11 protein-coding genes and 1 other RNA gene are annotated in these 12638 nt (G+C 74.1%); 10 read left to right on the top strand and 2 right to left on the bottom strand.

Annotated elements, in window-relative coordinates; translation table 11 throughout:
- The first annotated feature begins 294 nt into the window (after positions 1-294).
- Genes ACIGNX_RS28720 through ACIGNX_RS28700 form a run of 5 tightly spaced genes read left to right on the top strand, consistent with a single transcriptional unit; the run spans position 295 to position 5080 of the window.
- A complete protein-coding gene (locus tag ACIGNX_RS28720; protein ID WP_396543933.1) occupies positions 295-1296 on the top strand; it encodes a polyprenyl synthetase family protein in 1002 nt (333 codons plus the stop codon).
- A 32-nt stretch (positions 1297-1328) separates the two neighbouring features.
- On the top strand, positions 1329-2372 hold the full coding sequence (cobC, locus tag ACIGNX_RS28715; RefSeq protein ID WP_396543932.1) for an Rv2231c family pyridoxal phosphate-dependent protein CobC: 1044 nt from the start codon (positions 1329-1331) through the stop codon (positions 2370-2372).
- Entirely contained in the window at positions 2369-3196 is an 828-nt protein-coding gene (locus ACIGNX_RS28710; RefSeq protein ID WP_396543931.1) for a Nif3-like dinuclear metal center hexameric protein, read from the top strand. Before cobC ends, ACIGNX_RS28710 begins: the two co-directional genes overlap by 4 nt.
- A 10-nt stretch (positions 3197-3206) precedes the next feature.
- A complete protein-coding gene (locus ACIGNX_RS28705) occupies positions 3207-3944 on the top strand; it encodes a zinc ribbon domain-containing protein (RefSeq protein WP_396543930.1) in 738 nt (245 codons plus the stop codon).
- A complete protein-coding gene (locus tag ACIGNX_RS28700; protein WP_396543929.1) occupies positions 3941-5080 on the top strand; it encodes a bifunctional RNase H/acid phosphatase in 1140 nt (379 codons plus the stop codon). Before ACIGNX_RS28705 ends, ACIGNX_RS28700 begins: the two co-directional genes overlap by 4 nt.
- A gap of 25 nt (positions 5081-5105) precedes the next feature.
- Here ACIGNX_RS28700 and ACIGNX_RS28695 read toward each other — a convergent pair whose 3' ends face one another.
- Positions 5106-5663: an NAD(P)H-dependent oxidoreductase gene (locus tag ACIGNX_RS28695; protein ID WP_396543928.1), complete on the bottom strand. Its 558-nt coding sequence runs from the start codon at positions 5661-5663 to the stop codon at positions 5106-5108.
- A 221-nt stretch (positions 5664-5884) separates the two neighbouring features.
- Here ACIGNX_RS28695 and rnpB point away from each other — a divergent pair.
- Positions 5885-6287, top strand: an RNA gene (rnpB, locus tag ACIGNX_RS28690) — RNase P RNA component class A.
- 274 nt (positions 6288-6561) lie between these two features.
- Positions 6562-8172 carry a DUF6345 domain-containing protein gene (locus ACIGNX_RS28685; RefSeq protein ID WP_396543927.1) on the top strand — a complete coding sequence of 537 codons (1611 nt, stop codon included), beginning with the start codon at positions 6562-6564 and terminating at the stop codon, positions 8170-8172.
- Positions 8173-8243: 71 nt separating this feature from the next.
- On the opposite strand, the gene ACIGNX_RS28680 is transcribed toward ACIGNX_RS28685, so the two are convergent.
- A complete protein-coding gene (locus tag ACIGNX_RS28680; protein WP_396543926.1) occupies positions 8244-8588 on the bottom strand; it encodes a hypothetical protein in 345 nt (114 codons plus the stop codon).
- A gap of 383 nt (positions 8589-8971) precedes the next feature.
- On the opposite strand from ACIGNX_RS28680, the gene ACIGNX_RS28675 reads away from it, so the two are divergent.
- The 3 genes from ACIGNX_RS28675 to ACIGNX_RS28665 are packed head-to-tail and all read left to right on the top strand — an operon-like array spanning position 8972 to position 12566.
- Positions 8972-9247: a hypothetical protein gene (locus ACIGNX_RS28675; RefSeq protein WP_366199454.1), complete on the top strand. Its 276-nt coding sequence runs from the start codon at positions 8972-8974 to the stop codon at positions 9245-9247.
- Positions 9248-9250: 3 nt separating this feature from the next.
- Entirely contained in the window at positions 9251-9721 is a 471-nt protein-coding gene (locus tag ACIGNX_RS28670; RefSeq protein WP_396543925.1) for a hypothetical protein, read from the top strand.
- Between the two features lie 25 nt (positions 9722-9746).
- Complete coding sequence (locus ACIGNX_RS28665; protein WP_396543924.1) at positions 9747-12566, top strand: ATP-binding protein; 2820 nt, start codon at positions 9747-9749, stop codon at positions 12564-12566.
- Positions 12567-12638: the final 72 nt, after the last annotated feature.

The following is a 12638-nucleotide window of genomic DNA, read 5'->3' as shown; positions in this document are numbered from 1 at the left end:
ATGACGCGCACGGGTGGCGTGCGGGGGGTTCGCCGGACCCATTCGGGCTCCGCGTCGCGCCCGCCGACCCGGTGGCGCGCGGGGGCCGACCGGTGCCGACCGAGCCGGCGCGGTGCCGCGCGGCCCGGCACGAGTCGCCGTCGCCCGCGCACCTGCTGCTGGCGCTGGCCCTGCTGTGCTTCGCCGTGGCCGTGTCCCTGCTCTGACCGCGCCCCCGCGCCGGCCGCGTCGCTCCTCTGGTCGGACGCCGACCGTCTCAGCGGCCTCTCAGGTGCGTCGCGGCACGATCGCCCCGTGTCCACCGCGCCGTCACCCGAGCACCCGACCATGCCGACCATGCCGGCGCTCGCCCTCGCGCTGCCGAAGGTCGAGGAGGAGATCCGGGCGCTGGCGACGTCGTCGTCCCTGCCGATCGTGAACGCCCACGTCGGCCGCATCACCTCGGCGGGTGGCAAGCGGTTGCGCTCCGTGCTGGTCCTGGCCGGGTCGCTGGCCGTGTCCGGGCGGATCACCGACCGGGCCGTCACCGCCGCGGCCTGCGTCGAGCTGCTGCACGCCGGCTCGCTCGTGCACGACGACCTGATGGACGGCGCCGAGGAGCGGCGTGGCGTGCGGACGGTCAACGCGGACTGGGGCACGGGCCCGGCCGTGCTGGTCGGCGACTTCATGCTGGCCCGCGCGAGCCAGGCCGCGCTCGACCGGATCTCGCCGTTCGCCGCGAGCGCGCTGGCCGAGGCGGTGACCGATCTGGTCGAGGGCCAGGTGCTGGAGGTCGTCGACCTGTTCGACGCCCACCGCGACCCCGACAACGCGCTGCGCTCGATCGAGCTGAAGACCGGGGCGCTGTTCGAGGTGGGTTGCGTGCTGGCCGCGCACTGCGCCGACGCCGACGAGGCCACCACCGCCGCGCTGGCCCGGTACGGGGCGTTGTTCGGGCTGATGTTCCAGGTCCTGGACGACCTGCTCGACCTCGCCTCCACCTCGCAACGGCTGGGCAAGCCCGCCGGCAACGACCTCCGCCAGGGCGTCTACACCTACCCGCTGCTGCGGGCGTTGACCGACGACCAGCGCGACCTCCTCGCGCGCCGGGGCCGCGAGCTCACCGACGCGGAGCTGGCCGGCCTGCTGGACCGGCTGCGGCAGGGCAGCCTGGTCGCCGACACGCTCGCCCACTGCACGTCGCTGGCCGCCCGGGCGGTGCGGGCGCTGCCCGACCTGCCCGACTCCGAGGCGCTGGGCATCCTGCGGGAGCTGCCCGGCGCGTACCTGGACTGGGCCGCCTCGCAGGTCGGGTAGGCCGCCGCCGCTGATCGCCTAGACTCCCGGCGATGACCAGCCAGGATTCCGGCCGGGCGCTGCTGCGCCACCACGGGGACGTCGACGCCGCGCCAGGGCTCGCGGACTTCGCGGTGAACGTGCGGGTGCCCGCGCCCCCCGCGTGGCTGCGCGACCGGCTGGTCACCGCCCTGGACACCCTGGGCTCCTACCCGGCCGCCGCCGCCGACGCCCGCGCCCGCGCCGCCGTGGCCGCGAGGCACGGCCGCGCGCCCGACGAGGTGCTGGTCCTCAACGGTGCGGCCGAGGGCTTCGCGCTGCTGCCCGACCTGCGCCCGAGGCTGGCCGCGGTGGTGCACCCGTCGTTCACCGAGCCGGAGGTCGCGCTGCGGGACGCGGGCGTGCCCGTGCGGCGGGTCGTGCTGTCGCCCGAGGACGGCTACGCGCTGCGGCCCGACCTGGTGCCCGACGAGGCCGACCTGGTGGTGCTGGGCAACCCGACCAACCCGACGTCCGTGCTGCACCCGGCCGACGTCGTGGCCTCGCTGGGCAGGCCGGGCCGCGTGCTGGTGGTGGACGAGGCGTTCGCCGACGCCGTCCCCGGCGAGCCGGCGTCGCTGGCCGGTCGCGCCGACGTGCCGGGGCTGCTGGTGCTGCGCAGCCTCACCAAGACGTGGGGCCTCGCGGGGCTGCGGGCGGGGTACCTGCTCGGCGCGCCGGAGCTGCTGGCCCGGCTCGCGCTGACCCGGCCGCAGTGGCCGGTGGGCAGCCTGGTGCTGGAGGCCGTCGCGGCGTGCTGCGAGCCGGCGGCCGTGGCGGAGGCCGAGGCGCTGGCCCGGGAGGCGCGGGAGCACACCGCGCACGCCGTGCGGCAGCTCGGCGACCTCGTGGTCGTGCCGCCGGACGCGCCGTTCGTGCTGCTGCGCGTGCCGCGGGGGGAGCGGGTGCGGGAAGCGTTGCGGGACAAGGGCATCGCCGTGCGGCGGGGGGACACGTTCCCCGGCCTGACCCCCGATCACCTGCGGGTCGCGGTCCGCGCGCCCGGGGAGTTCGCCCTGCTGGTGGACGCGCTGCGAGTCGTGCTGGAGGAGCTGTGACCACGTTGGGTGACGTGTTGGCCGTGCTGGAGGCCGCCTACCCGCCCGCCACCGCCGAGTCGTGGGACGCCGTCGGCCTGGTCTGCGGCGACCGCGCCGAGCCGGTGTCGAGGGTCCTGTTCTGCGTCGACCCGGTCGAGTCCACAGTGGACGAGGCGCTGGAGGTGGGCGCGCAGCTGCTCGTGGCGCACCACCCGCTGATGCTGCGCGGCGTCACGGGCGTGCCCGCCGACGACCCGAAGGGCGCCCTGGTGCACCGGCTCATCCGCGCCGGCGTCGCCCTCCACACCGCGCACACCAACGCCGACGTGGCCGACCCCGGCGTCTCGGACGCCCTGGCCGCCGCCCTCGGCCTGCGCGTCACCGGCCCGCTCGTCCCGACCGCGGCTGGCGCCGCCACCGGCAGCGGCCGCGTCGGCGAGCTGGACCGGCCCGAACCGCTGCGCGACTTCGCCCGGCGCGTCGCCGAGGCCCTGCCGGAGACGGCGTGGGGCGTGCGCGCGGCGGGCGACCCGGACCGGCCCGTCCGCCGGGTGGCCGTGTGCGGCGGCGCCGGTGACGGCTACCTGGCCGCCGCGACACGCGCGGGCGTGGACGCCTACGTCACCGCCGACCTGCGCCACCACCCGGCGGGCGAGCACCTGGCCGCGGGCGGTCCCGCGCTGGTCGACGTGGCGCACTGGGCCAGTGAGTGGCCGTGGTGCGCGCAGGCGGCGCACGTCGTGCGCACCGCGCTCGGCGGTACCGTCGAAGTCCTCGTCTCGACCCGCCGGACCGACCCGTGGACCGTCGGCGTGACGAGCCGGACAGGAGCATCCCGATGAGAGGTTCACTGTGAAAGCCGATCCCGCCGTGCAGCGCAGGCTGCTCGACCTCGCCCGGGTCGACGCGGAGCTGTCGCGCGTCACCCACCGGCGCCGCACGCTGCCCGAGGTCGCGGAGATCGCGGAGGCGGAGAAGCAGCTGCGGGTCAAGCAGGACGCCCTGACCACGGTCGAGACGTCCCTGGGCGACCTCGACCGCGAGGTCGGGCGGCAGGAGACCGAGATCGAGCAGGTCCGCGCCCGCGAGGACCGCGACCGCAAGCTGCTGCAGGGCGGCTCGGTCGGCGCGAAGCAGCTCACCGACCTGGAGCACGAGCTGGCCACGCTCGGCCGCCGCCGCGGCGCGCTGGAGGACGACCTGCTGGAGCTGATGGAGCGCCGCGAGGCCGTGGAGGCCGACGTCCAGCACGCCCGGGTCGAGCTGGACAAGGCGCAGGAGGCGCTGGCGGACGCGGCGCGCCGCCGGGACGCCGCGCTGGCCGACCTGGAGTCGACCGAGGCCAAGCGGGACGCCGAGCGGGCGTCCCTGACCGGCCAGTTCCCCGAGCCGCTGCTCGCCCTCTACGACCGGGTGCGGGCGCACAAGGGCATCGGCGCGGCGCTGCTGCAGTCGCGGCGGTGCGGCGCGTGCCGCATCGAGCTGGACCGCAGCGCGTTCGCGCACGTCAAGGAGTCCGCCGCGGACGAGGTCCTGCAGTGCGAGGAGTGCGGCGCGATCATGGTGCGCACCGGGGAATCGGGGCTGTGAAGGTCGTCGTCGAGGCCGACGGCGGCTCGCGCGGCAACCCCGGGCCCGCCGGCTACGGCGCTGTCGTGCTGGACCCCTCGGGCGAGGTGCTGGCCGAGCGGTCCGAGGGCATCGGCGTGGCGACCAACAACGTGGCCGAGTACCGGGGGCTCGTCGCCGGGCTGCGGGCGGCGGCCGGGCTGGGCGCCTCGCACGTGGTGGTGCGGATGGACTCCAAGCTCGTGGTCGAGCAGATGTCCGGCCGGTGGAAGGTGAAGCACCCGGCCATGCAGCCGCTGGCGGCCGAGGCGCGCGAGGTGGCGCGGGCGTTCGACCGGGTGACCTACGAGTGGGTGCCGCGCGAGCGCAACCAGCGGGCGGACCGGCTGGCCAACCGGGCGATGGACGAGCAGGCGGGCGGCACCCGGCCGGGGCGGTCGGAGCCGGGGCGGTCGGAGCAGGGGCGGTCGGAGTCGGGGCGGCCCGAACCCGTGCTCGCGGCCGGCGCCGTCACCTCACCGGTGTCGTGGACCGGCGCGGTGGGTGAGCCGACCCGGCTGTACCTGCTGCGGCACGGGCAGACGGAGCTGTCGGTGGCCCGCCGCTACTCCGGGCGCGGCAACCCGCCGCTGACCGACGTCGGGCGCGGGCAGGCCGAGGCGGCGGCCCGCCGACTGGCCAAGGTCGAAGGGCTGACCGCCGTCGTGTCGTCGCCGCTGGGCCGGGCGTGGGAGACGGCGCGGGCCGTCGCGTCCGCCACCGGCGCGGAGCTGACGTCCGACGACGGCCTGATCGAGACCGACTTCGGCGGCTGGGAGGGGCTCACCTTCGCCGAGGCCGCCGAACGCGACCCCGACGTGCACCGGCGGTGGCTGGGCGACCCGTCCGTGCCCGCGCCCGGCGGCGAGAGCTTCGACCAGGTGCACCGCCGGGTGCGGCGGGCGCGCGACGCCGTGCTGTCCCGCTTCGGCGGCGCGAACGTCGTCGTGGTCAGCCACGTCACGCCGATCAAGTGCCTGCTGCGGATGGCGCTGGACGTCGGGCCGTCGCTGCTGTTCCGGCTGCACCTCGACCTCGCGTCGCTGTCGGTGGTCGAGTTCTACCCCGACGGCCTGGCCTCCGTGCGGCTGGTCAACGACACCTCGCACCTCGGTTAGCCGGCGGGGGTTGTCCGGCGGGGGGTTATCCGGCGGGGCGCAGCCTGGCCCGGTCGCGCCGGAACCGGGCGTCCTCGACGGCCAGCGCGAACCGGTCCACCGCGCCGCGAATCGCCTCGGCGGCTTTCGGCGCGATGGTCCCGCCCTCGATGTCGGGGTCGAGCACGAATTCGCCGCGCAGCACCGTGTCCGCGCCTTTGCCCGCCAGCAGCGGGTTCAACGCGTAGTCCATCGCCACCAGGAAACCCTGGCTGCCGCCCGTCGCCAGCGGCAGGATCACCCGGCCGCGCAACGCCTTCTTCGGCAACAGGTCGACCAGTGCCTTCACCAGCCCGCTGTAGGCCGCGCGGTAGACCGGGCTGGCCACCACGATGCCGTCCGCGCGCAGCACCGCGGCCACCGCGTCACCGATCTCCGGGTCGCGCAGGTCCTCGGTGAGCAGCGGCAACGTCGGCAGTTGCCGCACGTGCAGGGTGCGCACCCCGTACCCGGCCTCCCGCAGCAGCCCCTCGACGTGCGTGACGAGGACGCCGGTGCGGGACATCGGCGACGGGCCGCCGGAAATCATCAGAATAGAGGACATGGGTCGCTGACACCTTTCGGGAAAAGGCTCGGACTACGACATAAAAACTGTCAGCGACAACAGATCGCGGCGGCGGTCCGGCCGAAGTCGACGTGCCGGCGGCGGGTCAGTCCCCCGATTCCTGGCATGGTTTCGAGTAGAGCAGCAAGTCCACATCACGACAAGGTTTCGCCGCCCTGGTTCCACCTCCTGGGAACCCGCCGGTATCCTGGTGCCGCGGATGAGTCGGCAGGGCGGCCGCGTCGACGGGTTCGAAAGGACCCGTCGCCGAGGAAAGTCCGGACTCCACAGGGCAGGGTGGTTGTCAACGGCAACCAGGGGCGACCCTCGGGACAGTGCCACAGAGAACAGACCGCCCCGGCGCGAGCCGGGGTAAGGGTGAAACGGTGGTGTAAGAGACCACCAGCGTCCCCGGTGACGGGGACGGCTAGGTAAACCCCACCCGGAGCAAGGCCAAGAGGGTGCCCCCGGGCACCTGCGCAGGCGTTCGAGGGCGGCCCGCCCGATGCCTGCGGGTAGGCCGCAGGAGCCTGTCGGCGACGGCAGGCCGAGATGGATGGCCGCCGAACGGGACCGCCGCGAGGCGCCCGGGAACAGAATCCGGCTTACATGCCGACTCATCCGCACCAGCCCGGTCGCACCAGCCCGGTCGTGCTCGCCCCGACCGCGTTCGCCCCGGCCGCGCTCGCCCCGGCCGTACTCGCCCCGGCCGCGCTCGCCCCGCACCCGCCCCGTCCACGGGCCTCCGGGCACACGGGTCCGCCTGTAGGTCCACCGCGCGCCACCGGCGTTACACCAGTGGCTCCGTTCGAGTGGTCCTCGGTATCAACCCCGCCCCCGCCGCTTCCTCCCCGCAGACCGCGGGCCCTGCCCCGCGGTACCACGAGGAGGGAAACCCATGTCCACCACCAGCGGGCGGGCCGCCACCTGGCTCGCCCTGACCGGTCTGCTGGGCGCGACGGCGATCACCGGCGCCGGCGCGACCGCCACCGCCGCGCCGGCCGAACTGCCGGTCTACGGGGTCAGGTCCACCGGGCACACCCCGGACCAGGCCGCCGCCCTGCAACGCGCGTTCGGCCTCAAGGACGTCCGGCTCGCCGACGACGGCACGGTGTCCTTCGCCGACGAGTCGACCTACCTGCGCGTGCCCGGCCTGGAACAGGGCGCGGGCAAGCCCGACGAGGACGGTGCCGAGACCACCCTGACGGCGCTCGACCTCGACGGCCTCAAGCGCCTGCGCGCCATCCCCGTCGAGGACGCCACCAAGCGCGCCCTGGAGATCCTGCGCGGCGTCGGCCTCCTGCCCGCCAACGCCTCCCCGACCGCCCGGCAGACGACGTTCGAGGTCGTCGACGCCACCCTGCGGGCGGTCGTCACGGCACCGCTGGACACCGCGGTGTCGTTCGCGTTCACCCTCGACGGCGTGCCGCTGGAGGGCCCGGGCGCGAAGCTGCGGGTCGCGTTCGACGGGCAGGGCGCGGTCTCCGGCCTCACCTACGCCACCCGCGAGCTGGCCCAGGTCGGCAGCGTGCCCGTGCTGACCCTGGACGAGGGCCGCGAGCGGTGCGCCAAGGTGTTCGGCACGAGCGTGCGACCCACCGGCGTGTCCTACGTGTACGAAGCGCCACCGCTGGCCGAGAAGGTCGACACGATCGAGCCCGGCCTGCGGTGCGACGGCGTGAACTCCGACGGTGCCGCGGTGCAGTCGGTCATCGTCGGCGCGGCCGTCGACGCGCGGCTGCCCCAGCCCGGTCCGGCCGACCCGCCGCGCGCGGAGGGCGCCGTCGGCCCGCAGTGGACCACCCGCGTCGACGTCGGCAGCGAGGGCACCGGCCCGTGCTCCGGCCTGCCGTGGACGGCGAACAACGTGGCGTCGTTCAACGACCGGTTCACGGCCGCGGGCGTGCCGGTGCAGTTCAGCCGGCTCGACCGGAACGCCTGGGAGCGTGACTTCAAGGACCCGGCGTTCGCCGGCGGCCAGGACCACCTCTACGCCGACGACGTCGACCTGACCTACTGGCAGGGCCACGGCACGCCGACCGGCTTCTCCTTCGCCGGGTGCAGCGGCAACACCGACACGTTCCTGTCCGACGACGAGGCCCGCTGGGGCAACCGGGACGTCGAGTGGATGAGCCTGTTCACCTGCTCGATCCTGCAGGCGTCGGCGGGCGGGCGGAGCTGGGCCGCGCGCTGGGGCAAGGCGTTCCGCGGGCTGCACCAGCTCAACAGCTTCGACACGATCTCCTACCACAGCGCCGTGCACGGCGGGAAGTTCGCGAACTACCTGGTGCGCACGCCGTTCCTGTGGTGGAACAAGCCGATGAAGGTCCGCGACGCGTGGGCGCAGGCGTCGATCGACACCCAGCCGGCGTCCGTGACGTGGGCGACCATGGGCCCGATCGGGGGCGGCGCGCTGGCCGACTTCAACGACTACTTCTGGAACAAGGGCGCCGTCGGCCCGGACACGCTGCCGACGGGCGGCTTCTGGCGGATCTCCGGTTCCAGCTGACTGGCCGCGCGCGACCCGAGGGGTCCCTTCCGCGCCTGGGGGTGGGAAGGGGCCCTTCCGCGCGCCGGGGGTCAGGCCCGGCGGGAGGGGCGGCCCGGCGGCATGCGGAACACCGGGCGGAACGCGACGCCGCCGTTGTAGCGGCGCTCCAGCTCGGCCACGTACGCCTCGACGGCCGGGTTCACGATGTCGGCCAGGCTCCGCACGCCCGCCTCGGCCTCGTACGCGGCCAGGTACGTCGCCGCCGCCCGGGCCCGCTCCAGCACGTCCTGGTCGAAGTTGACGGTCCGCTGCACCCGCCGCCCGGTTTGTCGGTCCTCACGGGTAATCTGATCACTGCCCGGGACGGTCATGGAGACGGTGATCTCGTTCACTCCAGCGGCTGGTTCGGGCAGGGCCTCGGGCGGCTGGGTCATCGGCGAGCCTCCTCGGCGTCGTCACTCCGGCATGCGGGCCGTTCGGGTGTCCTCCGCTCGGCCGGACGGGGGAGTCGTCGTGGCCGGCGGAAACAACGCCGGAGGTCTTGCACACTGTGCGTGACCAGGGGGTTCGCAGTCGGGTGAACTATCTCAGCAATCGGGAGAATCCGGCGACGTCGGTTCTCCACCGGCAACTCCACAACCATGATGTCCGTGGTCAGATTAGACGTAATCGAGTGCCAGGGGAACGGTTCTTGATCTACTCACCGCTAGCCGCCCGATACACCTCGTGACGAAGACGTGTTCTACTCGATAGCGCACCAACCGGACGGGCACCCCTCGGCCCGCCCGGCGAAGTCCTGCGTACTCAGGAGTACGAGATGACCGCCATGACCCTGGTAACACTCGCCCAGCAGCAGCCCGCACTGGGCACAGGCGGGGTGCGCCAGTGGATCCTCGACAACCTTGTCCCCCTGCTGCTGTTGACCGTCGCGCTGCTGCTGCTCTGGCTCGGCGGCGGCAAGGGCGACAACGCGGGGGTCATGCGCCGCCTGGGCGGCGTCATCATCGCGTTGGCGATCATCGGCCTGGCCGTCACCACGAACGCGGGCGCCAACATCGGCCAGTGGATCGCCGGCCTGTTCACCGGCGGGTGACCCTTGCGGGTACGCACTGACGACGAGGTCTACCGGGTCGACGCCGTCTGGCTCGGCCCGCCCAAAGCGACCTTCCCGTGGCGTGCGCGCTACGTCGCGTGGGGTGTCGGGATCGTGGTCTTCCTGCTGGTCACCGCTGTCCAGCGGCAGGTGGGCTTCGGTTTCGACTTCATCAACACCGGCTGGGGCTTCGTGATCACGATCGCCCTGACCAGGTTCATCTGCGCGCGGATCAGCCACGAGCGCCCGCTGTCGTCGGTCATGGCGATGTGGGTGCGCGAGCTGACCGCGCCGCGGGAGACCACCTCGGGCCGGGGTGGCGCGGCCAGCGCCGCGCGCATCCGGGTCAACCCGCAACGCCCGCGCAAACGTCCCAGGGGTGCGAAACGCGCGGGCGCCGCCACCCGATCCCAGCGCCGCAGGCAGCAAGACCGCCGTCAGAAGGAGGTGCGCGGTGTTCGGACGCCGGCGTGACCGTGACCGACGATCCGCTGCGCACGTGGCCCAGCACGCGGCCGCGGCGCGCGACGACCGCAAGGTCTACAGCAAGCGCGGCCGCCGCCTGCCCGGCGAGCAGGCCGTGCCGAGCTACACGCCGTCGATCGCGGCCCGCAGCATCGACGGCCACCTGCTGCGCACCGGCCAGGAGGTCTACGCCTGGTACCGGCTCGCGCCGCAGCGCTGGTCGTTCCGGTCGGACTCCCAGCGCCAGGACCTGATCGCGGCCATCGCGGGCCAGTACGCCGAGCTGCAGGGCCGCTGGATGCACCTGCGCGTGACGAACCGGCCCTACCCGATCCGGATGTGGGCCGAGGCGCACGTGCACAACGCCGTGCGCCGGCTGCCGGACACGCCGGGCACGCTGAGCTTCGACGACTACATGGTCGGCGAGCAGCAGCAGCTCATGGGCCGGTCGATGGCCGAGAAGGAGGTCTACCTCGGCGTCCAGGTGCAGACCCGCAACATGATGGACCGCGCGGTCGAGCGCGCCGCCCCCGTGCTGCGCAAGGTCTTCCCGGACGCGGTGGACGCCGAGCTGGTCGCGATCGAGTCCGAGATCGACCACCTCGACCAGGTGATCGGCTCCGCCGGCCTCGAAGGGCGTCCGGCCACGGCCGAGGAGATGTCCTGGCTGATGCACCGGTCCTGCTCGCTGGGCCTGCCCGCACCGCGCAACCTGCCCGCCGTCCCGGGCGCGCCCTGGGAGCCGGAGGACCTGGCGTCGTTCACCGACGCGGCGGACTTCCACCAGGAGCCGTACTCGCCGACGGTCACCGTGCGCGGCCGCACGGGGTCGAACGCGGGCATCAAGCGGCACGTCGCCGTGCTCACCGTCGGCCTGATGCACGGCCTGCAGATCCCCGAGCAGGACGACCCGTGGGTCCAGCGCTCGGACCGGCTGCCGGCGGCCGTGGAGTGGTCGGCGCGGATCTACGTCCGGCGGCCCGAGGAGGTCTCGGGCGAGTTGCAGCGGCAGATGAGCAAGGTGCGCTCGCAGGTGCGCCACTACACCGACGAGCACGAGCTGGACCCGCCGCAGTCACTGGCCCGCCAGGCGTCGCGGGTGCTGGAGATCGACGACGAGATGACGTCGGGCTTCACCGCCCTGGGCACGCGGGTGCGCAGCTGGTGGCGGCTCGCGGTGTCCGGCCCGACCGAGCGCGAGGCGCTGCGGCTGGCGCAGGGCCTGCTGGACCTCTACAAGCCGAAGGTGGCCATCGAGCACCCGGAGGCGCAGTACGCGATCGCGCGCGAGTTCATCCCGGGTGAGCCGCTGTCGTCGTCGGCCTACCTGCGGCGCGGCTCGGTGCTGTGGGCGGCGTCCGCGGTGCCGACGGCCACCGCCGAGGTGGGCGACCGGCGCGGCATCCTGCTGGGCGAGACCGTGACGGCGACCCGCCGGCCGGTGGCCTGGGACCCGTGGATGGCGCAGGAGCTGCGCGACTCCTCCGGCCTCACGGCGATGGTCGCGGGCCTCGGCGCGGGCAAGTCGTTCCTCGGCGGCGGCATCGTCTACAAGACGCTGCGGGCCGGGGCGCACTGGACGCTGCTGGACCCGTCCGGGCCGCTGGCGGCGCTGTGCGAGCTGCCCGAGCTGAAGCCGTACGCGCGGCCGATCAACCTGCTCAACGCGCAGGCGGGCATCCTCAACCCCTACCGGGTGGTGGCCGAACCGCACCTCGACCACTTCATGGACGAGGAGGACCCGGAGCGGACCTGGCGGCGGGAGCGGGCGCTGGCGGCGGCCACCCGGCGGCGGCTGGTGCTGGACGTGCTGTCCGGCCTGCTGCCCTACGAGGTGTCCCGGCTGCCGCAGACCCGGATCGTGCTGCTGCGCGCGGTCCGCACGGTCGGCGGCCGGCCCGACGCGCACCCCGGCATGGTGTTCGAGGCGCTGCGGCGCGACGCGAGCGAGCACCACGAGCACGCCGTCGTCGTCGCGGACTTCCTGGACGAGATGCGGGAGCGCATGTCGCTGCTCATCCCGGAGCAGGACGCGGACCCGTACAACGAGGCGCGGGACGACCGGTTGACCGTGCTGACGATGGCGGGCCTGAACCTGCCGAAGGACGGCGTCGGCCGCGAGCACTGGACGGACGCCGAGGCGCTGGGCGTGGAGATGCTGAACCTCGCCGCGTGGCTGACCCAGCGGTCGATCTACGAGCGGCCGAAGGACCTGCGCAAGGGCGTCTGGATCGACGAGGCGTTCTTCCTGTCGGAGGTCCCGACGGGCCGCGTGCTGATGAACCGCTTCGCCCGCGACTCGCGCAAGTGGAACGTCCGCGTGCTGCTGTCGTCGCAGATCCCGGCGGACTTCCTCAAGATCCAGGGCTTCGTGGCGCTGCTCGACTCGGTGTTCGTCGGCCGGTTGGACGACGACCAGGCGCAGGCGGACGCGTTGCGGCTGTTGAAGGTGCCGGTCGGGGCGGGCTACGAGCAGGTCGTGGCGTCGCTGGGCCGCCGCCCGGGAGGCGTCCGGACCAACGTCGAACGCGACCGCGCGCCCCGCCAGTTCATCTTCGCGGACGGCGCGGGCGGCGTGGAGCGCATCCGCATCGACTTCTCCGGGCCGCACCTGGAGCACCTGCGCAACGCCCTCGACACCACCCCGGACGCCCTGCGCGACGGCGGGGAGTCGACCGAGGTGGAGGTCTCCTCGCCGCCGCAGGACCCGTTCGCGCACCAGGAGGACTACCCGGACGACGACTACGACGACGAGCTGGCGGCCGACCTGGAGGTCGGCCTGACCGACGAGCTGGTCGACTCGGCGCACGGCGAGGGAGGAAACCGCCGACCGGGCCGGGAAGGTCGCGCATGACCGGGCCGGGGGAGGACTCGCGGACGGTGCTCGGCGCATCCCCCGCCGAGCGCCGGTCCGGCGCGTCGTCGC

This window comes from Actinosynnema sp. NPDC053489, assembly GCF_044544865.1.
In the GTDB taxonomy this organism is placed as follows: domain Bacteria; phylum Actinomycetota; class Actinomycetes; order Mycobacteriales; family Pseudonocardiaceae; genus Actinosynnema.
The sequence above is the reverse complement of the archived record's forward strand: the minus strand, read 5'-3'. Positions and strand labels throughout refer to the sequence as shown.